Here is a 23,178-nt window from a genome sequence, read left to right on the forward strand (position 1 = left end):
ACCGGGGAAAATGGTTATGATCTGAACGATGTGATCGCGTTTCAGCCAACGATCCAGAAGATGCCTACGGTGATTGCGCTATGCCGGGATAGCCCGTTGCGGGGCATGAGAGGTCTCGGCCCCGGCCGCATACGGCGCACTTCGCAGGCTGTCGGCTTTTTGAGGATGGATAGAACGCCGCCTTGACAGCGCTACTTCCGATAGTTGGCGATCCTGAGCAGGATGAAAGCCGGCACGACGATCGCGGCACCAAGCAGGATGTAGCCGAGGAAACGGTCAACGGCGTGGAAGCCCAGGTTCCACAGGTCGATGAAGAACTTCTGGATGCCGTAGAAGACATCCATCGGCGACCAGCCGAAGGCATTCATGACAAGGCCGACGAGGAACGACACCACCAGCAGCTTCAGGATCACCCTGAGCGGGGAGTCGCCGAGAAAGCGCGTCAGTGTGGACAAGGTCGTCTCCCCATTGAGATGCCCGGACTCAAGGGCACGCCCAGAGATACGTGCTTGGCGGCCATCCATCAAGCCGGCGCGGTTTGCACCCGGGAAAACCCGCAACAGGCGATCGAGACCGCGAGCTTCAGACGGCCTGAAATTCTTAAATATAGGTAAACAGAATCATTTCAATTTGTTGAAAATAAAGCACAAAACCGTCATTTTCCAATTTTGCGCAATGTGCGTGCAATTTTCACCTGCGAGACAGTCGGCGTCTTTCAGGTGATTGGTTGCGCGGCGCTCCGACCCCCTACCACCAGCTGGCGAACGCCAGCTTCAGGACCGTGCAGCCATCCCTGGAAGACACCAAACCGGAGCCCGGCCACCCCAAGGCCAAGCTCCCCGGGAGTTAACCTGCGTGTCGATTGCTGGATGCGCGTTTGTGCTGGAGTAATGCTGTGTCCTCTCGAGTAAAGATCGTCCTGACGGCGGCGAGCCTCGCCTTTTGCCTTCTCGGGCCGGCGATGGCCGCCGACCTTTCACCCACCTACAATGACCCGCCCGCCTTCCAGTGGAGCGGCGCCTATGTCGGCGTCCACGGCGGCACGGCATTCACCGGAATGCCAAACCCGTTTGCGGGCCGGAATGGCTTCAGCGGCGGTGTCCAGGCCGGCTACAACCAGCAGATGGGTCCCGCCGTTCTCGGCGCCGAGATCGAAGGCTCCTATCTGGGCGGCGCCGAACACGACGTCCAGGGCGGCAAGATCAAGGAGAAATGGCGCGGCGCCGCCAAGGCCAAGGCAGGATTGAGCTTCGACCAGACGCTGCTGTTTGGCACCGGCGGCGTTGCCCTGACCAAATTCGACAAGAGCGACAACGTCAGCAGCGCCGATGGATGGAAGGTCGGCTACCTGCTGGGCGCGGGCATCGAGCAGGGCTTCGCCGGCGGGCTGTCCGCCAAGGTCGAGTACGACTATGTCCGCACCCCCGGGGTCGAGACGACATCGGCTCTCGGCACGTCGAAGACGACGATCGGCAGCCATGAACTGAAGGCCGGCATCAACTACCGGTTCTAGATCAGGCGAACCGGATCGCGCGATGCCGCCGTGCATCGCGCGATCCGGTGTCCCGATATGCGCCGGCCAGGCCGGCCGGCTTTTTCCGCAATGGCGCTGTTTCCCGCGCCTCGCTGCAATGTCGATGCAATCTTCGCGATCTAGGTCCGCGCGTGAATTTTCACTCTGGGAATCTGTTCCGATATGTCCACGCCTGGCGCCAGCCTCCTGATACGGGCCTCGAAGGTCTTCTTCATCGCAATCGCGCTCGCAGGCTGTGCCTCAGACATCATGAAAAACTATGTCGGGCAGCCGGTCGAATCGGTCGTCCTCGATTATGGCCCGCCAACGGCGATCGTCGATCTTGGCCAAGGCCAGCGCGCCTATCAGTGGCGCAAGGTGTCGACGTCGGCTGTTTCCGGGACTTCGAGCGGCGAGGTTCGCGAGACAAAACACGGAACCGTCTATGAAGAGACCGAGACGCCCGGCTATATCGAGCGTCAGGAATGCTTCTACACATTCTACGCCCGCGCTTCCGGCGGCCGGTGGTTCATCACCAATTTCCGCCAGCCAAAGCTGGAATGCGAATGAACTGCCGCGGCCCTAGGCCCAGACAGGCCGCGGATAAAGGAGAATACGCATGCGCGTCCTGTTGATCGAGGACGAACCGGAAATGGCCTCCGTGCTGAAGGCCGCTCTCGAGCGTGTGGACATCATCGTCGACCATGCCGTGACATTGGCCGACGCCGAGGCGGTGGCCCGTCTGGGCTATCACGACGCGGTGGTGCTCGACCGCAGGCTGCCGGATGGCGACGGTCTCAGCCTCATACCGCGCCTGCGTGCCTTGCATCTGGATGTGCCAGTCATCGCCCTGACGGCGATGAGCGGGTTGGACGACCGGGTCGCCGGGCTCGATGCCGGCGCCGACGATTACATGGTCAAGCCCTTCGCCACGGTGGAACTCGTCGCACGGCTTCATGCCTTGCACCGGCGCGCGTTCACCTCGCGCGCCAACCACACGATGGTCGGCCGCCTGACCTATGATTTCCGCCACCGCGAGGCGCTGGTCGAGGATCGAACCCTTGATCTGCCGCGGCGTGAAAGGCTGGTGCTCGAAACGCTCATCCGCCGGCCGGGGCGGACCGTCATGCGCAGCGCGCTGGAGGAGGCCGTCTACGCGCTCGACGACGAGATCGGGTCGAATGCGCTCGATGCACACATTTCGCGGCTGCGCCGCAAGCTCGACGATGTCGCCGCCGGCATCGAGATCCGGGCGATCCGCAACCTTGGCTATCTCTTGCGGGCGGCCTCGTGAAAAAGCCGCGCACGCGCTCGCTGCAATGGATCCTGGTCCGGCGGCTGATCCTGCTGCAGGCGGCGACGCTGCTCATCTTCATCGTGCTGTGCGCGGCAGCATTGTGGATCGCCAATCCGCGCCTTTTGATCGACAACGAGGCAGCCGTTGCCGCCATCAAGGGAGCGGTCAGCCGTGACGGCAACGGCAAACTGATCGTCCAGGAGACCGAGGAGCTTGCCAGCTTTCGCGAGGGCTTCCCCAATGTCTGGTACATCGTTCGCGACGACAGCGGCCAGAGCGTGCGCTTCGGCAATGTACCTGACGTCTACGCCAGGAATTTTGGCGAGCTGCTGGGCGAAGCCGATCACGCCACCATCGGATTTTCCGAAGATGATCTGAGGCCCGAGGCCTATCTCGAAAAGGCCGCGACCAGGGCCGGCACCGTACAGATCATCGCCGGAACGAGGTCGTCGCGAGAAACTGACGGGCTCGAGCTCAGCATTTCGGCCACTGTCGACGTCGCCAGGAATCCCGACGGCAGCAGAAACTGGGAAAAGGCGCTGCCGGCTCTCGCGGTCATCATCATCATCCTGCTCTTGCCGATCGTCCTGGTCATGGGAGCCACGACCCTGGTGACGACGCCGGCCGTGGTGCGCCGCTCCTTTGCCGGCCTTGTCGAAACGGTCCGCCAGGCGACGCGCATCGATATCGGCACCCGCGCCATGCAGCTGCCGGTCAAGAACGTGCCGCAGGAAATCGCGCCGCTGGTGCATGCCTTCAACGAGGCGCTTGGCCGCCTCGCCCAGGGCTACGACCGCCACAACCGCTTCCTCACCGACGCGGCGCATGAACTGCGCACGCCGATCGCCATTCTGCGCACACGCGCCGAACTCTTGAAACAGGAGCCGCAAAGCGCGCGGCTGCTGCGTGACATCGAACGCCTGTCGCATCTTGCGCAGCAACTGCTCGACCATCAGTTGCTCGACCGGCCGTCGGACCAGCGCCAGATCGTCGATCTTGCCGACCTGGTCAGCCGGGTCGCCGCCGACTTCGCCCCGCTCGCCATCGAGGCCGGCTATGACCTTGCCTTCGAGCCATCGCCTGGCAAGGCACATGTCGAGGTCAATGTGCTGCAGATCGAGCGAGCGCTCGCCAACCTCGTGCGCAACGCAATCGAGCATGGCGGCGGCAGCGGCACGATCACGATCGCCATCGACGGGATAGGCGGCATCGAGGTGCGCGACGAAGGCCCGGGCATTCCCGCGGAAGAGCGCGAGAACGTCTTCGAGCCCTTCTACCGCTTGCAGCCGCAGTCGCGCGGCGCGGGGCTGGGACTGAACCTTGCCCGGCAGATCGCGCTGCTGCATGACGGGACGATCCGCATCCTGACGGGCTCATGGCGCGGGGCCCGCATCCGCATGGAATTGCCGGTGCGTTCGTGACGGTGCCGAGCCCATTGCGGTCGGCCCGGCAGTCCCCATCCGATTTATCTGTTTTCTAACCAATTGCCGCTATTGCCATTGCAAGAGCGGGAGCCAGGGTTTGGTGGGAACGGGAAAAATCGGCGCGCACCGCGCGGTCAAGCTGTCGGTCGTCGTGCCATGCTACAACGAGCGCGACGGCGTGGCCGAGCTTCATCGACGCGTCAGCGCCGTATGCCTCGAGCATAGCCCTTCCTACGAGATCGTGCTTGTCATCGACGGGGCGACCGACGGCACCCGCGAGGCCATTTTCGAACTGGCCGAAAAGGACGACCATGTGGTCGCCATCGACCTTGCCCGCAACTACGGCCACCAGATCGCCTTGAGCGCGGGGCTGGAGTTCTGCCGCGGCGAGCGCATTCTCATTCTCGACGCCGATCTCCAGGATCCGCCCGAACTGCTCGGCGCGATGATGGCGAAGATGGATGAAGGCTTCGATGTCGTCTATGGCCAGAGGATAAAGCGCGACGGCGAAAGCTGGTTCAAGCTGGCTTCCGCCTCGATATTCTACCGCCTGCTCGGGCGAATGGTCGATGTCGAGATCGCGCCGGACTCCGGAGACTTCCGGCTGATGAGCCGCCGGGCGCTCGACCATCTGAACGCGATGCCCGAACGCTACAGGTTCATCCGCGGCATGGTGAGCTGGATCGGGCTGAGGCAAGTCGCCTTCCCTTATGAAAGGCAGCGGCGCTTTGCCGGCACCACCCACTATCCGTTGAGGAAGATGGTTCTTCTGGCCATCGACGCGATGACCAGCTTTTCGATCGTGCCATTGCGGTTTGCCTCGCTGCTGGGGATGATGTTCGGTCTGCTCGGCCTGGTCGTGCTCGGCTATACGCTGCTTGAATGGTCCAGGGGCAACGTGGTGCCCGGCTGGACGAGCCTTGCCGCGATCATGCTGATCCTGGGCAGTGTCCAGCTTCTGGTGCTCGGCATCTTCGGCGAGTATCTGGGCCGCATGTACATGGAGACCAAGCGGCGGCCGCTGTATTTCGTCAACGAAATCGTTTCGCGCGACCAGCCGGCCAAGGACGGCGACCTGCCCGTCCATCGCCTGCAGGAGATGGCGAAAAGAGCCGCGCGTGGCTGAGGCGAAGGTCGAGCGGATGCAACGGGAACGGCATGGGCAGGATGCGGTCGGCTCTTCCGTCTGATCTCTCGCGGATGCTGCGCTTTGGCGCCGTCGGGCTTCTCAACACGGCGCTCGGCTATACGCTGATCCTGGCCGGGCTGGCGCTGGGCCTCGGCGATATCGTCTCCAATGCGGCGGGCTATGCCGCGGGCCTTACCCTCGGCTTCTTCCTCAATCGCCAGTGGACGTTCGGACGAGCCGGTGGTTTTCGCCCCGGTGCTGTCGCTCGCTACGCGATCACCTTTGTCGTCGCCTACGGCGCCAACCTCAGCGTCGTGATCGCCGCCATGTCCGCCGGATTCATCGAAAACCCGTTTGTCCATCTGGCGGGAAATTGCCTCTACTCGGTGATCTTCTATGTCGGCTCGGCCCGGTTCGTCTTCGTTGGCGGCGCGGATGCCTCCGACGCCGCGAAATGGCCAGGAACCGCGACATGAACCAGGCCACAGCAATAGCGACGGCGACGCCGTCGCTCGGAGCCGCGACATGAACCAGGCCGCTGCAATAGCGACGGCGACGCCGTCGCTCGGGGACGCGCTACGCATCAGGCTGATGCTCTGCCTTCTCTGCGCCTGCCTGGTGGCCTATCTGCTCGCCACTTTTGCCAGCGCGATGCTTCAGGATCCCGACAGCTGGTGGCAAGTGAAGGTCGGACTGGACTTTCTGGGAAACCGGACGTTTCCCGTCGTCGACCCCTATTCCTATACATTCGGCGGCCAACCCTGGATCGCCAAGGAATGGCTGGGACAGCTGCTTCTGGGCCTCGCCTATCGCGCGGGCGGCTGGAATGGCGTCGTCACACTGATCATCGCCACGGTCGGCCTCACCGTCTTCCTGACGGGATGGTTCCTCAGCGCATGGCTGAAGCCGATACTGGCGATAGCGCTGGCCTTCGCCGCGGCTTTCCTGATCGCCCCGATCTATACGGCGCGCCCGCATGTCTTCACCTTGCCGATCATCGTCGTCTGGACGGCAATGCTGTTTCGCGCCGCACAAGAAGAGAGGGCCCCGCCGCTGTGGCTCCTCACGCTTGTCGTCTTATGGGCCAACCTGCATGCCACGTTCACCCTGAGCTTCGTCATCGCTGCCTTTGCCGGGCTCGATCTGCTGGCGCGTTCGGGCCTGTCGAAACCGGCCTTGCTGGCAAAATGGGTCGTTTTCGGCCTGCTCTGCCCCCTGGTCAGCCTGATGCATCCCTATGGGGTGAAAGCCATACTGGCGACGTTCACCGTGGCCTATGGCAACGAGGCGGTGCCACTCATCCTGGAGTGGCGGGCGTTCAATGCCCAGGAGCAGATCTTCCAGGAAGCGGCGATGTTGCTGGCGCTTTTCGGACTTTTGATATCGCGGCTGCGGATCGGCTGGGCCAAGGCGTTGTTCATCGTCTTCACCTTGCATGTCTATCTCGCCCATTTGCGGTTCGTCTACCTGCCCTTCCTGCTGATCCCCCTGGTGATCGCGGTCGAGGTCGCCCGGCAATACCCCTCGCTCTCGACCACGACCTGGCTCGCGGATAAGCGTGACGGACTGGAAAAGCTCCTCGCCAGCCGGTTCTACGCGATCTGCGGCGCGATGGCTGTCCTGCTGGTCGGCGCGGTCTTCATCCTCGGCAATGCCTACCAGGTTGCGCCAAGCCCGAAGACAGCGGCCAGCGGTGCGCTGGCATATGCAAGGGATCACCAGCTTTCCGGCAACGTGCTGAATTCCTACAATTTCGGCGGCACGCTGATTTTCCATGGCATCAAGACCTATGTCGACGGGAGGACGGACCAGCTGTTCCTGGGCGGCTTCACGAAAGCCGACGACGCGACGGGACACAGCGACGGAAAACCGCTGCTCGAGGCCCAGTTGAAGAAATACGCCATCGGCTGGGCTCTGCTTACGGCCGACGACACCCGCATCCCCTTCTTCGCGGAGTTGGGCTGGAAACGGGCCTATGCGGACGACGATGCCGTGATCTACCTGCCTCCCGGCGCCTGATTTACAGCGTCCGAACGGTTTCGTCAGCGCTCGAAGGTCTGGCATCCGGCTTGACACGGATATTGCAGTGCAGCAAACTTATGCTGCAGAGCACAGTCCGTGAAACCCACGAGCCACGATTTTTCGAACGACGGGGACATCGCCGCATGAGGAGCATGTCAGGTTCCGCCGCACGGCTGCCACGGGCCGCGGCCTACGGACCGGCCGAATGAACTACAGGCGCGATATTGATGGCCTGCGGGCCATTGCAGTGCTGCCCGTCGTACTCTTCCATTTCGGCGTATCGGCCATTCCCGGCGGTTTCACCGGCGTCGACATCTTCTTCGTCATATCGGGCTATCTGATCAGCGGCAGCCTGCTCGACGATCTCGAGCGCGGCCAGGTCTCGATCGGCCGCTTTTACTGGCGCCGCGCGCGGCGCATCCTGCCGGCCCTGACCTTCGTCATCGTGCTTGCCAGCATCGCCGCCTGGTTCATCCTGCTGCCCTCGGATCTCCACGAGTACAGCCTCAGCGTGATCGCGGCCTCGACCTTCTGGTCGAACATCTATTTCTGGAAAACGACCAACTATTTCTCCATCGACGCGGAACTGCGGCCGCTGCTGCACACATGGTCGCTGTCGGTCGAGGAGCAGTATTACATCTTCGCGCCGATCCTGGTGTATCTGATCTACCGATACGCCTCGAAGCGCTGGCTGACGATATTGCTGCCGATCGCCATCGGCAGCTTTGCCCTGGCGGTCATGGCAACCACGCTGGCGCCGACCGCCGGCTTCTACCTCTTGCCGACGCGCGTCTGGGAACTGGCGCTGGGCGCCATGCTGATGCTGCGAAGGCCGCCGGCGCTTGCCAGCCGTCCGCTGACGGAACTGATCGGGCTGGCCGGTTTCGGCCTGATCGCCTACGGCTTCCTGACGATTTCGGAGAGCGATCCGTTTCCGGGCTACAATGCCCTGTTTCCCTGCATCGGAACGGCGCTGCTCATCTATGCGGGCCAGCCCCATGCGGACAGGCCGGTCCCTGTCGCCACGCAGGTGCTGCAGCTCACCCCGCTGGTCTGGATCGGCCTTATCTCCTATTCGCTCTACCTCGTTCACTGGCCGATCAATTCGTTCGTCCACTATCTCTCGCTCAAGGCCATCGGCGTACCGACGATCATGGCGATGATCGTGGCCAGCGTCGCGCTGGCGACATTCTCGTGGAAATATGTCGAGCAGCCCTTCCGCCAGAAGCGGGCCTTCACGGCCCCTCTGCCCATTTTCGCCTTCTCGGCGACGGCGATCGCCCTGCTGTGCGTCGGCGGCCTGGCCGGCGCGCTGGGCAAGGGCTTTCCGCAACGGTTCCCGGACTTCTCGACGGAACGGGTGCTGGTGGGTGACTGGCGCAACGGCGTCTGTTTCAACGAGGGCGCGAGCCGGATCGACAACTGGAACCTGGCCGACTGCACCCGAACGCATGGCTTTCCCACCAATGTGCTGCTGTGGGGCGATTCCTTCGCCGCGCACTATGTGTCGGGGCTGGAAGCCAATGCTGAAAAAATCCAGGCCAACGTCATCCAGTACACCTATGCCGGCTGCCCGCCCAATCTGAGCTACTTCTCCTATGCCCGGCCGGCCTGCACGCGCTTCAACGAGCGGGCGCTGTCGATCATCCGCGATGCCAACATCCAGGCGGTGATCCTGAGCGGCCGATGGACCGACTACCAGGCAAGGGGCTTCGACGGCCTGCAGAAGACAGTCGACCGGCTGCGCGACATGGGCGTCAAGGTCTATGTCATCGGCCAGTCTCCGGAGTTCATCGCCGACGTCCAGAAAATCGCTTTCTTCGCAAGACGCGAGCACGTCGCGAACACATCCTGGCCGATGGCGATGGATCCGGACATCAACAAGCAGGTGCTGCCCTTCGTCAAAGGGGCAACTTTCATCGACCCGCTGGCCTATCTGTGCGACGGCGCCGGCTGCTCCTATGCCGACGCGGGAACCAGGCAGTTCCTCTACTTCGACTACGGTCATTTCTCGTCCGCCGGCGCGACGCTCGCCATCTCGAAATACTGGCCAAGCTTCGCCGCCAGCAACAAGGTCGCCAAGGCAAAATAGGAATCGCGGCCAGCGCCGAGGGAAGCGTGAAAGCGTTTGTTCGAGGCATCGCTTTGCGATTGCCCGAAGGCCGAACCTCATGGTAACGAGGGCACGCGCGGGTATGATGTAATGGTAGCCTGTCAGCTTCCCAAGCTGAACGCGCGGGTTCGATTCCCGCTACCCGCTCCAGCTTGTGTCCAAGGGTTTTGACCCTGATTTTACGACCTATCAAATTGAGCCGTTTTACACCGAGTTTTACACGATCGGTCCCCGTCTGTTCTTTATCGTGGGGCTGATTTGGGGCCAGCCAGTGCCTTCCTCACAGCTTTTGCACATGTTGGAGGAAGGCAGGGTGAAATTGTAAGGGGCTTGACTGGTGCTCTCATATCTATGCTGCTATTGCTGCCCAATTGGTGGGCCGCCTGGAATAGCTACAGTATAGGCTATCGATAATTTATTTTTAGGTCGCGGGGGCGACAATGAAATGTTTGGTCATTAATCTTGACCGATCTGTTGATCGGCTGGCCGCGGCTACAGCGGAATTTTCTCGTATTGGGATTGATTTCGAGCGCGTCGCTGGTGTCGACGCCATGAACGGGGTTCCGTTTACCTCCCCGCCGCTAACCGAAACGGAAATCTGTTGCTTTCTCAGTCACCGCCGCTGCTGGAAGGCCATCGCGGATGGTCCCGACCAATATGGCGCGATCTTCGAGGACGACGTTGTTTTTAGCCACGACGCTGGCGGCGTTCTGGCCGATGATACCTGGATCCCGCCAGGCGCTGATATCATCAAGCTGGAAACATTCTTCAGCCGAGTGAGGCTTGGGAGCCGGCATGTTCCCGTCAGAAACGGGTACTCAGCAAGGCGGCTTCTCGGGCAACACTTAGGTTCGTGCGGCTACGTGATTTCCAAAAGAGCCGCCCACAGCCTGTTCAGAAACACGGGACGCTTTAAGGCGCCAGTCGATGTCGCCCTTTTCAGCCCAAATCAGATGACTGCCGCGCGCAACACGATCTACCAATTGATGCCGGCTCTCTGTGCCCAAGCAGTTTTCGTTGGGACGGAGAAACCTTTGAGCTTGATCCAGCTTACGCCCAGACCCCATGTAAACAAGCGAATGGCCGACAGGATCCACTCAGAGGCGACGCGCATTTTCTGGTACTTGCGTAACAGGAATTTCCTGTCGACAGAGAAAGTTGACGCTGTGCGCCTAGGCGGCCCGTCAGTTTACCCCAGATAAAACCGGTAGCTTACGACTATGTTTGCATTTCCAAGCAGCTTTTTTGAAATGTGGTTGAGGTGGCATGCCTACAGGAAATACAAGCGCCGTAGCCGCCATTCGTTTAATCGGGCGTGCTTCAAGCTCATATCTCTGATGCGGCGCCTGCCGGCCAATTCCCTCATTATCGATGCCGGTGCCAATGTCGGCGATGTAACGGCATATTTCGTAGGCCAGGGCATGCGAGTGATCGCATTTGAGCCGGACCCGACAGCGCTGGCGATTCTTCAAAGAAGGTTCTCCGGCAACGACAAGGTGACCATCGAAAACAAGGCGGTCGGCGCGAGAGCCGGCCACGCACCTTTCTTTCAAACCGCAGCCGTCAGAACAGGTGCCATCTATCAAACAGAATGGTCATCGCTTGATCGGCGCAACGTGCACGATGAAGCCACAACGAGCGTCGAAGTTGTTGACCTTGTGGCCTACATCAATGCACTGCCGCAGAAGGTTTCCATCCTTAAACTCGACATCGAAGGAACAGAGGCTGAGGTGTTGGAGGCTATTCTTGATGCTGGGGTGGAGACAAAAATAGACCTGATCGTCGCTGAGACACACGAGCGCTTTTCGCCAGAATTGGCGATGAGGATTGGCGCGTTGAAAGAGCGGATTGCGGCAAGGCCGATAAGCAACGTCGAACTCGGATGGCGCTGACCAGTTAGGGCTGGCGCTGGCCGGAATGTGAGCGGCGGAACCCTTAAGCTTCCCATAAACGCCTGCGACAATCAGCGAAATGCCATTGTGCGTCAGTGTCAACATGCCGGCGAATGTCAGGACGGGTTCAACTCCCGGCGACTTGGCCGGACGGCGACCTGCATTTCCATGACCTGCGCGCCCCGCGGCGACCGAGTTCTGTCTCGTCGGCCTACGCGAGCGAGAGATCGCCTGGATGATGGCTTGAGACGAGGTCGTTGATCGTCAAGCGCTATGTAAGCCGTTCGGCCGCCATCCGCGAGCGCATCCACGCCGCGGTGGCCGGCCTTTCGTCAACGGTTCGTCACAGCCAGACCCCGAGCCACACGCGCTCGCGCCAGCAACGCACATGACGGCGGCCATGGCGCCAGTAGCGACGGCAAACCCGTCTCCAGCCGCGACGGCGCCGTCTGCCTCCATAATAGCGATCTCCGTCGTAGCGATGATGCCAACGACGGTGGGAGACCTGCTCGACTTCGACGCCGTCATCGCCTTCCAAGACAGCCGCATCCTGCTTGTCCAGCTCATCGAGAATTCCATTGCCCTGGGGAACGCCGGCAACCGCGCGGCCGGGTCCGGCTAGGCTCGCAAACGCCGCGGCCCCCGCAACGCCTAGCATTCCAGTGAGAAACAACCGACGTTCCATCAAAACCTCCCGAGTTGTTGACACCGGCACCTCGTTCCCTCGCCCAAAACGGGCTCCAGCGAGCATGCCGATTTGGCTGAACGCGCGACTGCACTTCTTGTTCCATCACCCCACTTCGCGCAGGATGAAGTCGTGCAGCATCTTGGCGGCGGGTGACAGCGCGCGATTCCTGACCGTGATCAGGCTGTAGGGCCTGACTTCGATGTCGAATTCGGTCTGGACGACGTCGATGGCGCCGGCGAGTCCGTCGGGATTCTGGATGAATTTCGCCACCTGCACCGAGACCGGCGCGATGGCATCGGACTGCGCGACCATGACCAGCGTGAGGAGCAGCGAACTGGTGTTGAGGATCCGGTCCGGCAGCGCGATGTTGCGGTTGAGGAAATTGCTCTCCATTGCCTGACGCAAGGGCGAGCCGCCCGACTGGAAAACCCAGTCATAAGCGGCGGTGTCTTCCAGCCGCACCACGCTGCCCATGGTCAGCGGGTGGCCCCGACGCACGATCAGGCAGGCTTTCTCGACACCGATGACACGCGATTCGAACAGCCGCGGATTGAGATCGTCGGGGATGCGCGCAATGATGAAATCGTGGCGCGTGGCGATCAGCTCGCGCGCCAGCACATTGGAGGTCTCGACCTGCATGGTGATCTCGATGCGTGGATAGATGCGGCGGATTTCGCGAATCGCCGGCACCGCCAGTTCGATCGCCGGCGCCGTAACGGCACCGAGAAACACCGAACCGCCCTTGCCTGCCTTGAGCTCGGAAATCTCGCGATCGACCTCGCGCATCTCCAGCAGGATCGAACGCGCACGCCTGGCCAGCGCCTTGCCGTAGGGCGTCAGCGTGATGCCGCGCGGCAGCCTCTCGCACAGCTTGACCTCGAGCACCGCCTCCATCTCGGCGATCATGCGCGATGCCGCAGGCTGCGAAATGTTCATGACCTGCGCCGCCGCGCTCACCCGGCCATGATCGTCGAGCGCGACGATCATGCGCATATGGCGCAGGCTGAGACCGCTGCGCAGCAGGGTTTCGCCATCGCCTGGAGTCTCGTTGTAACCATTTGAACCCGCAGCCGGATTCCGTAACGCCGCCATGGTTTTTCCTTGCCTCTGCTCGCGGCCCCGCTGGCGTCTGCCAGCCACCCGCCACACGTCATAACATATACCACCTGCGGTATAGCAACCATCAAAGATCGCATTTGACAGTTATGGCAAAAGGGCGGCAACGTCAGCCCGTTCCGAGACGCAACGGTCGCCGACGATAAAATCGTATCGATTGAAATCAGCGGCTCGGGGCCATGGGAGGATACCGGAGATCGATATGACGGCAGCAGTGCCTTGGCGCTTCTGCACGATTGCGCGGCCCGCGACCCCCGGGGTCTGCGTCCATCAACCAGGGAGAGTTACGTGAAAATCATCAAGACACTGGCCGCAGTCGCGGCGCTTGGCATCGCTGCCATGACCTATTCGGCGCACGCGGCCGACAAGGGTCTCGTCGGCGTGCTGATGCCGACCAAGACTTCGCAGCGCTGGATCAATGACGGCGACGCCGTCAAATCCCAGCTCGAGGCTCTCGGCTACACCGTCGACCTGCAGTATGCGCAGGACGACATCCCCAACCAGCTCAGCCAGCTGGAAAACGAAATCACCAAAGGCCCGAAGGCGCTGATCATCGCCTCGATCGACGGCACCACGCTCTCGGATGCGCTGCAGAAGGCCGCTGACGCGGGCGTCGTCGTCGTCGCCTATGACCGCCTGATCAAGAAGACCAAGAATGTCGACTACTACACCACCTTCGACAATTTCGGCGTCGGCGTGATCCAGGCGAATTCGCTGGTCAAGGGCCTCAAGGAACGCTTCCCGAACACCAAGCCGTGGAACGTCGAACTGTTCGGCGGCTCGCCCGACGACAACAACGCCTTCTTCTTCTACAACGGCGCGATTTCCGTCCTGCAGCCGCTGATCGACGACGGCTCGATCAAGATCAAGTCCGGCCAGATGGGCATGGACAAGGTCGGCACGCTGCGCTGGCTCGCCGCCACCGCCCAGGCGCGCATGGACAATCTGCTGTCGGCCAACTACTCGGACGGCAGCCGCGTCGATGGCGTTCTGTCGCCCTATGACGGCCTGTCGCGCGGCATCACCGCCTCGCTGCGCGCCGTGGGCTACGGCACGGCCGCTCAGCCCTGGCCGATCGTGACCGGTCAGGACGCCGAGACCGCCTCGGTCAAGCTGATCATCACGGGCGAACAGTACTCGACCGTGTTCAAGGACACGCGCGACCTGGCCAAGGCCACAGTCGGCCTGGTCGACAAGGTGCTGTCGGGCGGCAAGCCGGATGGCCTCGACGAAAAGACCTACAACAACGACGTCAAGGTCGTTCCCTCGATCCTGCTGACGCCGCATGAAGTCGACAAGTCGAACTACCAGAAGCTGGTCGTCGACTCCGGCTACATCAAGGCCGAAGACCTGAAGTAATCTCTGTTATAAAGTTGGGGGTCCTGCGTGACGCAGGGCCCCTTTTCGTTCACAAGCGACCCCGGTATTGTTTCTGCCGGCCTAGAGCAATTCCAGGAAAATTGCGTAGCGGTTTTCCAAAGCGTAGCGCCCCTGGGAATTGCGTAAAAACAAGAAAGTCTAGGAGCTTGCCCTGATGACATCGACGATTTTGGAGATGCGCGACATCACCAAGACGTTCCCCGGCGTGAAGGCGTTGTCGAACGTCAATCTCAGCGTCCAGGAAGGCGAGATCCACGCCGTGGTCGGCGAGAACGGCGCCGGCAAGTCGACGCTGATGAAAGTGCTGTCGGGCGTCTATCCCGCAGGCACCTACGACGGCCAGATCATTTTTCAAGGCCAGGAATGCCAGTTCAAAGGCATCCATGACAGCGAACACAAGGGCATCGTCATCATCCATCAGGAGCTTGCCCTGGTGCCGATGCTGTCGATTGCCGAAAACATCTTCCTCGGCAACGAACACGCCAAATTCGGTGTGATCGACTGGGACGCCAACGAGGCGCGCACCAGCGCGCTGTTGAAGAAGGTGGGCCTCAAGGAGGACCCCAAGACACTGATCACCAATATCGGCGTCGGCAAGCAGCAGCTGGTCGAGATCGCCAAGGCGCTGAGCAAGGAAGTCAAGCTGCTGATCCTCGACGAGCCGACCGCGTCGCTCAGCGAGAAGGACAGCCAGGCTCTGCTCGACCTTCTGCTCGAATTCAAGCGCCAGGGCATGACCTCGATCCTGATCTCGCACAAGCTCAACGAGGTGAACCGGGTCGCCGACAAGGTTACGGTCATCCGTGACGGGCGCACCATCGAGACGCTGGCCAGGCAGGACATTTCGGAGGACCGGATCATCACCTCGATGGTCGGCCGTTCGCTAGACGACCGCTATCCGCCGCGCGAGCCCAACATTGGCGATGTCGTATTCGAAGTGAAGAACTGGTCGGTCTATCACCCGATCCATGCCGAGCGGCAGGTGATCAAAGGCATAGACATCAACGTGCGCAAGGGCGAGGTGGTCGGCATTGCCGGGCTGATGGGCGCCGGCCGCACCGAATTCGCCATGAGCCTGTTCGGCCGCTCCTATGGCCGTCGCATCACCGGCGAGGTTCAGCTCAAGGGCAAGCCGATCGATGTCTCGTCCGTGAGCAAGGCGGTCGAACATGGCATCGCCTACGTGACCGAGGACCGCAAGACTTACGGTCTCAACCTGATCGACCATATCAAGCACAACATAACGCTTGCCAATCTCGGTGGCGTGTCGCGTCACAGCGTGATCGACGATTTGCGCGAACTCGCCGTTGCCAATGATTATCGCAAGAAGACCAATATCCGTGCTTCGAGCGTCTATCAGATGACGGGCAATCTTTCCGGCGGCAACCAGCAGAAGGTGGTGTTGTCGAAATGGCTGTTCGCCGACCCGGAGGTTCTGATCCTCGACGAGCCGACGCGCGGCATCGATGTCGGCGCGAAGTACGAAATCTACACGATCATCGCGCGTCTGGCCTCGGAGGGTAAGGCAATCGTGGTCATCTCGTCGGAAATGCCGGAATTGCTCGGCATCACCGACCGCATCTACGTCATGAACGAAGGCCGCATCGTCGGCGAAATGCCCGCGGCGGACGCAAGCCAGGAAAAAATAATGCGTGCCATCGTTCGGGGAGAAGGAAAAGCAGCATGAGCACCGAAAGCGCCCCCGCCCCGCAGGGCAATGTCGCCGAAGAACAGCGTCCACGCATTGCCGTCTCGGCGCTGACGACGAACCTGCGCGAATACGGCCTGATCATCGCGCTGATCGTCATCATGCTGTTCTTCCAGTTCACCACGTCTGGAACGCTGTTCAAGCCGGTCAACCTCAGCAATCTTGTGCAGCAGAATTCGTTCATCATCGTGATGGCGCTCGGTATGCTGCTGGTCATCGTTTCCGGCTATATCGACCTCAGCGTCGGGTCGGTCGCCGGTTTCATCGGCGCGCTGGCGGCCAACATGATGGTCATCTGGCAACTCGGACCGCTCAGCAATCCGCTGGTGGTTTCGATCGTCTGCCTCATCGTGGGCGGCCTGATCGGCGCGGCGCAAGGCTATTGGATCGCCTATCACCGGATACCGAGCTTCATCGTGACGCTTGCGGGCATGCTGATCTTCCGCGGCATCTGCCAGGCGCTGCTGGGCGGCGGGTCCTCGGTGGGCCCACTTCCCGACGACTTCAAGGCACTGAGCTCCGGCTTCATCCCGGACTTGATCGGCCCGCTGACGCTGATCCCGCCGACGGTGAATGCCGCCGGCAAGACCATCATCGGCAGCGGCCTGACGCTGCACATGACGACGATCGTGCTCGGCCTCATCGCGGTGGTTGCCTATGCCTATTTCGGGGTGAGGACGCGACGCAAGCGCGAACGCCATGGCTATGAGGCCGAGCCGTTCCCCCTGTTCGTCGTCAAGACGCTGGTCGCCAGCGCGCTGGCGCTGTTCCTTGTCTATGAATTCGCCAGCTACCGGGGCCTGCCGGTGGTGCTGCTCGTCATGGGCGTGCTGATCTCGCTGTTCGTCTTCGTCACCAAGCGCATGACGATCGGCCGTCGCATCTATGCCATGGGCGGCAATCCCAAGGCGGCGCAGCTGTCGGGCATCAACACCGAGCGGCTGACGCTGCTGGTGTTCATCAATATGGGTGTGCTGTCAGCGCTGGGAGGCCTGATCATCGCGGCGCGTCTCGGCCAGGCCGTGCCGGCGGCGGGTCTGGGCTCGGAGCTCGACGTCATCGCCGCCGTCTTCATCGGCGGCGCCTCGGCAATGGGCGGCGTCGGCCAGGTCATCGGCGCCGTGGTCGGCGGCTTCATCATGGGCGTGATGAACAACGGCATGTCGATCATGGGCGTCAACGTCGACTGGCAGCAGGTGGTCAAAGGCCTCGTGCTGCTCGGCGCCGTGATCTTCGACGTCTACAACAAGAACAAGGCCTGAAACAAAATACCGGGAGCGGGCCGAACCGCTCCGGCGAGGCAACGAGGAAGGCATACGGGTCACATCGCGGCGCTGCCGGCAACCAGCAGGCACGAAGAAGTTCCCTCAAGGAACCAAGCCCCGCGAGCGCAATCCGAACGGAGAATTTCACCCGTGGCATGGGCGACGTCCCAGCCGCGCTTGGGAAGGTTTGCCGCGGCGGCAGCCATGCCAAGGCACATGAGAGAGGATTGATCATGCTGATCTCGCAGATTCTCGATGACGCCGAGACCATCCGCGTCGTTGCCCGCAATGGCGGCAAGACCCGGATCATCAACGGCGCCCGCAGCGTCTATTCGCTGGCGATGGAGGCGGCCCGCACCGGCGTCGGCCTCGCCACCCTGATCGAGCGCAAGGGGCTCGGCGAGACGGTCGATCTCGATGCCGCCTACAAGAAGGGGCGGCTGTTGTCGCCGATCAATCACCCCGATCCGGCGCACCTGCATCTCACCGGCACCGGCCTGACGCATCTCGGCTCGGCCGCAACGCGCGATTCCATGCACAAGAAGCTCAGCGCCGATGGCGAGGAGCAGCTCACCGATTCCATGAAGATGTTCCGCATGGGTCTGGAGGGCGGCAAGCCCGCCAAGGGCCAGGTCGGCGTGCAGCCGGAATGGTTCTACAAGGGCAACGGCACGATGGCCGTGGCGCCGGGTGCCGCGCTCATGTCACCGGCCTTCGCCAAGGACGCCGGCGAGGAACCCGAAATCGCCGGCATCTATGTCATCGGCGACGACGGTGCCGCCTTCCGCGTCGGCTTCACGCTGTCGAACGAGTTTTCCGACCATGTGACCGAGCGGGTGAACTATCTCTTCCTCGCCCATTCCAAGCTGCGCAACGCCTCGTTCGGGCCCGAGATCCTGATCGGCGACCTGCCTTCCGACATCCGCGGCACCTCGCGCATCGTGCGCGACGGCAAGACGCTGTGGGAAAAGCCGTTCCTGTCGGGCGAAGCGAACATGTCGCACACCATCGCCAATCTCGAACACCATCACTTCAAATATTCGGCGTTCCGCCAGCCCGGTGACGTGCATGTGCATATGTTCGGCACCGCGACGCTGTCCTTCGCCGACGGCGTCAAGACCGAGGCCGGCGATGTGTTCGAAATCGAGGCCGGCGATTTCGGACTGCCGCTGCGCAACCCGCTCGAGATCGAAAAGCCGGTGAAGGTGGCGGTGAAGGCGCTTTGAGAGCGTGATCTCCCCGCTTCTTGGGGAGATGGCCGGCAGGCCAGAGGGGGGGCGTTGTCCCGCCAGCGTAGCAATGGAAGCAACTGTGCCTTCCGCTATTCCTGACGCTCTTAGGAGAGGTCGCGATCCTTGCGCCTCCCTCTGCCCTGCCGGGCATGTCCCCCACGAGGGGGGAGATATTGGCAGCTTCTCAATAAATATCGAAGTCGAAATACTTGGCCTGGATCTTCTAGTAGGTGCCGTCGGCGACGAGCGCATCGATGGCTGCGTTTAGCTAGTCGCGCAGGGGCGGTGTCGTCGAGGCGCACGGCAATGCCGGCTTGCGTTTCGGTGCCCTTGACGTCGCCGACCAGCTTGCAGCAGCCGTCGCTCGACTTCTTCAGCCAGTCCACCAGCACGAACTTGTCCGAAATCACGGCATCAAGCCGGCCGTTGGTCAGGTCGGTGATCGCCTCTCCCGGCGCAGGCAAGTATCTTGCCCGGCGGCAATCGGCGCTCAGCGTGCGGCGCGGAAGTGCTTGGAGAGCTTCAGGCCCTGTGCCTGGTAGTTGGAGCCGAGATCCGTGCCGTAGAGCGACTGCGGCCGTTTCAGCATGTGCTCGTAGACCAGCCGGCCGACGATCTGGCCATGGTCGAGGATGAACGGCACTTCGTGGCTGCGCACCTCAAGCACCGCCCGGCTGCCGGTGCCACCAGCCGCCGAATGGCCGAAACCCGGATCGAAGAAGCCGGCATAGTGGACGCGGAATTCACCGACCAGCGGATCGAAAGGCGTCATCTCGGCGGCGTAGAGTGGTGGCACATGCACCGCTTCCTGGCTGACGAGGATGTAGAATTCGTCGGGGTCAAGCACCAGCTCGCCGGCGCCGCTCTTGTGGATCGGTTCCCAGAAATCGACGACATCCTGCGCGGCGCGCTTGTCGACATCGACAAGACCGGTGTGGTGCTTGCCGCGATAGCCGACCAGCCCGTCACTGTCGCCGTTGAGATCGATCGACAGCGCGATGCCGCCGCCCGAAATATTCGGCGGTTCGGTGGCGACCAGCATCTGCGCGCGATGCAATTCATTGAGTTCGGCTTCGGCGAGCAAAGCGTTGCCGGTGCGGAAGCGGATCTGCGACAGGCGCGAGCCGGTGCGCACGACGATCGGGAAAGTGCGCGGGCTGACCTCGAGATAGAGCGGACCGTTGTAGCCGACGGCGATCTTGTCGAACTCGTGGCCGCGGTCGGTCATGACACGGGTGAAGATGTCGAGCCGCCCGGTCGAGCTCTTCGGGTTGGCCGAAGCGGAAATCTCTGCCGGCAAGGCAAGGCTTTCGAGCAGCGGCACGATGTAGACGCAGCCAGTCTCCAGCACCGCGCCTTCGGCCAGATTGATCTCGTGCAGCTTCAGCCTGTCGAGCTTTTCCGAAACCTTATGGTTGGGACCCGGCAGGAAGGACGCGCGCACCCGCCAGGCCTTGTCGCCGAGCCTGAGATCAAGGCTGGCCGGCTGGATCTGGTCGGGATCAAGAGCACGTCGCGACTTCAGCGCACCGGACTGGAACAGCGCCGCGATGTCCTGATCGGGAAGAATGCCTGTCTGCCGCAAAGCTTCGCTCCTGGGCGACCATTTCTTGGCGCAGGTTCTTGTCGCAAACCGTGGGACACTTTTGCGAAACCTGCTTGGTACAAACCTCTTAATGAAGCCGGCAATTGACGCAAGCGTGGTACGGGTCTAAAGGATCGTTATCCCGTGGTGATTTGGCCGGTCGGCTTGCAGCCACGTTAAACAAGTCGCTAAAGGACCGTTGGCCGTGAGGCCGTATGGACCGGTTGCGACTTTCGTGACCGGTTTTTTTGTGTCTGGAAACAAAAGCGATGAGCAGCAACAAGCGCAACTGGAAGCCTCAGACAGCCCTCGTTCATAGCGGAACCCTGCGTTCCGGCTTCGGCGAGACCTCGGAGGCGATGTACCTGACCCAGGGCTATGTCTACGAAACGGCGCAGGCGGCGGAAGCCCGTTTCAAGGGCGAGGAACCCGGTTTCATCTATTCGCGCTACGCCAATCCGACCGTCGACATGTTCGAAAAGCGCATGTGCGCGCTGGAAGGCGCCGAAGACGCACGCGCCACGGCATCGGGCATGGCCGCGGTGACGGCGGCCCTTCTGTGCAGCGTCAAGGCCGGTGACCACATCGTGGCGGCGCGCGCGCTGTTCGGCTCCTGCCGCTGGGTTGTCGAGACCCTGGCGCCGCGCTACGGCATCGAGGCGACACTGGTCGACGGCACCGACATCGCCAACTGGGAAAAGGCGGTCAGACCCAACACCAAGCTGTTTTTCCTGGAGAGCCCGACCAATCCGACATTGGAAGTGGTCGACATCGCCGCCGTCGCGTCGCTGGCCAACTCGATCAGCGCGCGGCTTGTCGTCGACAATGTCTTCGCCACGCCTTTGCAGCAGAAGCCGTTGCAGCTCGGCGCGCATATCGTCGTCTATTCGGCGACCAAGCACATCGACGGCCAGGGCCGCTGTCTCGGCGGCGTCATCCTGTCGGACAAGAAATGGATCGACGAGAATTTGCACGACTATTTCCGCCACACCGGCCCCAGCCTGTCGCCCTTCAACGCCTGGACGCTGCTGAAGGGCCTGGAGACGCTGCCGCTGCGCGTGCGCCAGCAGACGGAAAGCGCCGGCAAGATCGCCGATTTCCTGGCCGAGCAACCGCAGATCGCCCGCGTCATCTATCCCGGCCGGGCCGACCATCCGCAGGCTGAGATCGTCAAGAAGCAGATGTCGGGCGGCTCGACGCTGATCTGCCTCGACGTCAAGGGCGGCAAGCAGGCGGCCTTCGCCTTGCAGAACGCGCTCGACATCGTGCTGATCTCCAACAATCTCGGCGATGCCAAGAGCCTGATCACCCATCCGGCGACGACGACGCACAAGAATTTGAGCGAAGAGGCGCGCGCCGAACTCGGCATCGGACCGGGCACGCTCAGGCTGTCGGTCGGCCTGGAGGACGCCGACGACCTGCTGGAAGACATCGCGCAGGCGCTGAAAGCGGCAAAATAGTAGATGTCTTTGGCTTTCAGGCGCGCGACGAAGCCTCTTCCAGCTCCGTAGCCTTGGTGCCGATGGTCATTGCATTGCCGCGCCAGTCGACCGCGCCGCCGAGCCAGCCGCGTGCCCACATGGCTGGCAACATCAAGTCCCGCGCGATCATCGCCGCGACCGTGCGCGGCGACAGGTGCCAGCCCTTGGACCAGGCCAGGGCGCATTCCGGAAGGTAGAAGGCCGCCAGCACGGCGATGGCCGTCAGCAGCAGGCTGACACCGGCGCTGGCTGCCGCAAGCAGCGCAAATGCCAGCGGCACCACCGCGCCGGTCAGGATTTCCGGCGTGAAGAACAGCGGGAAGGTGACGCGGCGCAGACGCGCCCAGCGGGCCTGGCGCGACCAGACCGTGCCAAGCGTGCGCCTGCCAAGCGGCTGCTCGAAGGGTGCCGCGACAAGATTGACGCGCAGGCCAATCGCGCTCACCAGCTTGGTCGCGGCGGCGTCCTCGGCGGCTTCGGCGGCCAGCGCGCGGATGCCGCCATTGGCATCCAGCACCGGCTTGTTCAATAGCATGCTCTTGCCCTGGGCAAAGCCAAGGCCGAGCGCCTCGCCGGCATACTGCCAGCGGGCCTGCAGCGTGTTGAGGAAGGCGCATTCGACCTCGGCCCAGAAGCCCTCCGGCCGCGAGCCGATCGGCGTCGAGCAGACAAGGCCGGTATCCGTCCGCCAAGCCGCCATCAAATGCTGGATGTAGTCTCTCGGCATCAGCACGTTGGAGTCGGCCAGGACGACCCAGTTGTGCCGCGCGGCTTCCCAGCCCTTGGCGCAATTGTTGAGCTTGGGATTGGCACTGAACCGGTCTTCGCCGATCAACAGCCGGGCCGGCACTTTTGGGAAACGGTCAATGGCGGCGCGGATCAACCTGACCACCGGGTCGTCTCCATGGGCAACGCAGAAGATCAACTCATAGCGTGGCCAGTCGAGCGAAAAGGCGCGCTCCAGCGTCTCCTGCGTGAACGGCTCGACGCCGCGCCAGGGTATGACGACCGACACGGGCGGCGATTTGCCGGCTGGCCGTGCGATCGTGGTGCGCCGTTTCAGCTGTGACGCGGCGAGCAGGATGCTGGCGGCATTTGAAAGGATAAGAGCAGTCGAAAGCGAGGCCGCTATGAGAGTGAGTTCCATCGAGATCTGGTCACTCCAGGTGAGACAGCCCGTGTATGGCCGTTTTCAACAGTTCGACAGAGCGCCGAGTCGCCCGGTTCGTGCACACCACCATTGTCATGTGTCACTTAAATGACATTCTTTGCCGGCACCTGCGTTTCAAGGCCAGGCGCGACAAGACGCGCACGTTGACCTGCTCGCCGGGAG

The 23,178-nt window shown here is 62.1% G+C and carries 21 protein-coding genes, 1 tRNA gene and 1 riboswitch; of the genes, 17 read left to right on the forward strand and 5 right to left on the reverse strand.

What is annotated here, in order from left to right; genetic code table 11:
* Window positions 1-191: 191 nt before the first annotated feature.
* Window positions 192-455, reverse strand: coding sequence for a DUF6460 domain-containing protein (locus JG746_RS33750; RefSeq protein WP_202356252.1), 264 nt, complete (start codon window positions 453-455; stop codon window positions 192-194).
* Between the two features lie 440 nt (window positions 456-895).
* Here JG746_RS33750 and JG746_RS33755 point away from each other — a divergent pair, with 440 nt between their 5' ends.
* The 12 genes from JG746_RS33755 to JG746_RS33810 all read left to right on the forward strand — a co-directional run bounded on the left by JG746_RS33755 (window position 896) and on the right by JG746_RS33810 (window position 12,012).
* Entirely contained in the window at window positions 896-1,513 is a 618-nt protein-coding gene (locus JG746_RS33755) for an outer membrane protein (RefSeq protein ID WP_202356253.1), read from the forward strand.
* Window positions 1,514-1,696: 183 nt separating this feature from the next.
* Window positions 1,697-2,083, forward strand: coding sequence for a hypothetical protein (locus JG746_RS33760; protein WP_202356254.1), 387 nt, complete (start codon window positions 1,697-1,699; stop codon window positions 2,081-2,083).
* Window positions 2,084-2,132: 49 nt separating this feature from the next.
* Window positions 2,133-2,807 (forward strand): response regulator transcription factor, encoded by a 675-nt coding sequence (locus JG746_RS33765; protein ID WP_202356255.1) that lies wholly within the window; start codon window positions 2,133-2,135, stop codon window positions 2,805-2,807.
* Window positions 2,804-4,231 carry a sensor histidine kinase gene (locus JG746_RS33770; protein ID WP_202356256.1) on the forward strand — a complete coding sequence of 476 codons (1,428 nt, stop codon included), beginning with the start codon at window positions 2,804-2,806 and terminating at the stop codon, window positions 4,229-4,231. The genes JG746_RS33765 and JG746_RS33770 overlap by 4 nt, the downstream gene beginning before the upstream one ends.
* A gap of 103 nt (window positions 4,232-4,334) precedes the next feature.
* Window positions 4,335-5,360, forward strand: coding sequence for a glycosyltransferase family 2 protein (locus JG746_RS33775; protein WP_202356257.1), 1,026 nt, complete (start codon window positions 4,335-4,337; stop codon window positions 5,358-5,360).
* 32 nt (window positions 5,361-5,392) lie between these two features.
* Window positions 5,393-5,839 carry a GtrA family protein gene (locus JG746_RS33780; protein ID WP_202356258.1) on the forward strand — a complete coding sequence of 149 codons (447 nt, stop codon included), beginning with the start codon at window positions 5,393-5,395 and terminating at the stop codon, window positions 5,837-5,839.
* A gap of 49 nt (window positions 5,840-5,888) precedes the next feature.
* Window positions 5,889-7,382: a hypothetical protein gene (locus JG746_RS33785; RefSeq protein ID WP_202356259.1), complete on the forward strand. Its 1,494-nt coding sequence runs from the start codon at window positions 5,889-5,891 to the stop codon at window positions 7,380-7,382.
* Between the two features lie 208 nt (window positions 7,383-7,590).
* Window positions 7,591-9,477: an acyltransferase family protein gene (locus tag JG746_RS33790; protein ID WP_202356260.1), complete on the forward strand. Its 1,887-nt coding sequence runs from the start codon at window positions 7,591-7,593 to the stop codon at window positions 9,475-9,477.
* A gap of 97 nt (window positions 9,478-9,574) precedes the next feature.
* Window positions 9,575-9,648: transfer RNA gene (locus JG746_RS33795), tRNA-Gly, on the forward strand.
* Window positions 9,649-9,938: 290 nt separating this feature from the next.
* Window positions 9,939-10,700 carry a glycosyltransferase family 25 protein gene (locus tag JG746_RS33800; RefSeq protein ID WP_202356261.1) on the forward strand — a complete coding sequence of 254 codons (762 nt, stop codon included), beginning with the start codon at window positions 9,939-9,941 and terminating at the stop codon, window positions 10,698-10,700.
* 18 nt (window positions 10,701-10,718) lie between these two features.
* Entirely contained in the window at window positions 10,719-11,390 is a 672-nt protein-coding gene (locus JG746_RS33805; protein ID WP_202356262.1) for an FkbM family methyltransferase, read from the forward strand.
* Window positions 11,391-11,778: 388 nt separating this feature from the next.
* Complete coding sequence (locus tag JG746_RS33810) at window positions 11,779-12,012, forward strand: hypothetical protein (RefSeq protein WP_202356263.1); 234 nt, start codon at window positions 11,779-11,781, stop codon at window positions 12,010-12,012.
* A 168-nt stretch (window positions 12,013-12,180) separates the two neighbouring features.
* On the opposite strand, the gene JG746_RS33815 is transcribed toward JG746_RS33810, so the two are convergent.
* Complete coding sequence (locus JG746_RS33815) at window positions 12,181-13,170, reverse strand: LysR family transcriptional regulator (protein WP_202356264.1); 990 nt, start codon at window positions 13,168-13,170, stop codon at window positions 12,181-12,183.
* 312 nt (window positions 13,171-13,482) lie between these two features.
* On the opposite strand from JG746_RS33815, the gene chvE reads away from it, so the two are divergent.
* The 4 genes from chvE to araD1 all read left to right on the forward strand — a co-directional run bounded on the left by chvE (window position 13,483) and on the right by araD1 (window position 18,773).
* On the forward strand, window positions 13,483-14,553 hold the full coding sequence (gene chvE, locus JG746_RS33820; RefSeq protein ID WP_202356265.1) for a multiple monosaccharide ABC transporter substrate-binding protein: 1,071 nt from the start codon (window positions 13,483-13,485) through the stop codon (window positions 14,551-14,553).
* Between the two features lie 175 nt (window positions 14,554-14,728).
* A complete protein-coding gene (mmsA, locus tag JG746_RS33825; RefSeq protein ID WP_202356266.1) occupies window positions 14,729-16,261 on the forward strand; it encodes a multiple monosaccharide ABC transporter ATP-binding protein in 1,533 nt (510 codons plus the stop codon).
* Window positions 16,258-17,544 (forward strand): multiple monosaccharide ABC transporter permease, encoded by a 1,287-nt coding sequence (mmsB, locus tag JG746_RS33830; protein ID WP_202356267.1) that lies wholly within the window; start codon window positions 16,258-16,260, stop codon window positions 17,542-17,544. The genes mmsA and mmsB overlap by 4 nt, the downstream gene beginning before the upstream one ends.
* Before the next feature lie 236 nt (window positions 17,545-17,780).
* Window positions 17,781-18,773, forward strand: coding sequence for an AraD1 family protein (gene araD1, locus JG746_RS33835; protein WP_202356268.1), 993 nt, complete (start codon window positions 17,781-17,783; stop codon window positions 18,771-18,773).
* Window positions 18,774-18,883: 110 nt separating this feature from the next.
* Here araD1 and JG746_RS37945 read toward each other — a convergent pair whose 3' ends face one another.
* Window positions 18,884-19,243 (reverse strand): hypothetical protein, encoded by a 360-nt coding sequence (locus tag JG746_RS37945; RefSeq protein WP_446721137.1) that lies wholly within the window; start codon window positions 19,241-19,243, stop codon window positions 18,884-18,886.
* A gap of 26 nt (window positions 19,244-19,269) precedes the next feature.
* Entirely contained in the window at window positions 19,270-20,364 is a 1,095-nt protein-coding gene (locus tag JG746_RS33845) for a 2'-deoxycytidine 5'-triphosphate deaminase (protein ID WP_202356269.1), read from the reverse strand.
* A gap of 134 nt (window positions 20,365-20,498) precedes the next feature.
* Window positions 20,499-20,576: riboswitch (SAM riboswitch) on the forward strand.
* 57 nt (window positions 20,577-20,633) lie between these two features.
* Here JG746_RS33845 and JG746_RS33850 point away from each other — a divergent pair.
* Window positions 20,634-21,824, forward strand: a complete 1,191-nt coding sequence (locus tag JG746_RS33850) for an O-succinylhomoserine sulfhydrylase (protein ID WP_202356270.1) — start codon at window positions 20,634-20,636, stop codon at window positions 21,822-21,824.
* 16 nt (window positions 21,825-21,840) lie between these two features.
* On the opposite strand, the gene JG746_RS33855 is transcribed toward JG746_RS33850, so the two are convergent.
* The gene (locus JG746_RS33855) at window positions 21,841-22,992 is read right to left on the reverse strand and encodes a ceramide glucosyltransferase (protein WP_202356271.1); all 1,152 of its coding nucleotides are present in this window, start codon (window positions 22,990-22,992) and stop codon (window positions 21,841-21,843) included.
* Window positions 22,993-23,178 lie beyond the last annotated feature (186 nt).

It is taken from the genome of Mesorhizobium sp. 113-3-3, from assembly GCF_016756495.1.
Lineage (GTDB): Bacteria > Pseudomonadota > Alphaproteobacteria > Rhizobiales > Rhizobiaceae > Mesorhizobium.

What these genes read in the sequence shown, in the direction of transcription:
- JG746_RS33780 (WP_202356258.1), top strand. Translation starts at nt 5,393, where the DNA reads ATGGGCAGGATGCGGTCGGCTCTTCCGTCTGATCTCTCGCGGATGCTG.
- JG746_RS33805 (WP_202356262.1), top strand. Translation starts at nt 10,719, where the DNA reads ATGTTTGCATTTCCAAGCAGCTTTTTTGAAATGTGGTTGAGGTGGCAT.
- JG746_RS33785 (WP_202356259.1), top strand. Translation starts at nt 5,889, where the DNA reads ATGAACCAGGCCGCTGCAATAGCGACGGCGACGCCGTCGCTCGGGGAC.
- JG746_RS33850 (WP_202356270.1), top strand. Translation starts at nt 20,634, where the DNA reads ATGAGCAGCAACAAGCGCAACTGGAAGCCTCAGACAGCCCTCGTTCAT.
- JG746_RS33790 (WP_202356260.1), top strand. Translation starts at nt 7,591, where the DNA reads ATGAACTACAGGCGCGATATTGATGGCCTGCGGGCCATTGCAGTGCTG.
- JG746_RS33800 (WP_202356261.1), top strand. Translation starts at nt 9,939, where the DNA reads ATGAAATGTTTGGTCATTAATCTTGACCGATCTGTTGATCGGCTGGCC.
- JG746_RS33810 (WP_202356263.1), top strand. Translation starts at nt 11,779, where the DNA reads ATGACGGCGGCCATGGCGCCAGTAGCGACGGCAAACCCGTCTCCAGCC.
- JG746_RS33765 (WP_202356255.1), top strand. Translation starts at nt 2,133, where the DNA reads ATGCGCGTCCTGTTGATCGAGGACGAACCGGAAATGGCCTCCGTGCTG.
- JG746_RS33815 (WP_202356264.1), bottom strand. Translation starts at nt 13,170, where the DNA reads ATGGCGGCGTTACGGAATCCGGCTGCGGGTTCAAATGGTTACAACGAG.
- JG746_RS33855 (WP_202356271.1), bottom strand. Translation starts at nt 22,992, where the DNA reads ATGGAACTCACTCTCATAGCGGCCTCGCTTTCGACTGCTCTTATCCTT.
- JG746_RS33760 (WP_202356254.1), top strand. Translation starts at nt 1,697, where the DNA reads ATGTCCACGCCTGGCGCCAGCCTCCTGATACGGGCCTCGAAGGTCTTC.
- mmsA (WP_202356266.1), top strand. Translation starts at nt 14,729, where the DNA reads ATGACATCGACGATTTTGGAGATGCGCGACATCACCAAGACGTTCCCC.
- araD1 (WP_202356268.1), top strand. Translation starts at nt 17,781, where the DNA reads ATGCTGATCTCGCAGATTCTCGATGACGCCGAGACCATCCGCGTCGTT.
- mmsB (WP_202356267.1), top strand. Translation starts at nt 16,258, where the DNA reads ATGAGCACCGAAAGCGCCCCCGCCCCGCAGGGCAATGTCGCCGAAGAA.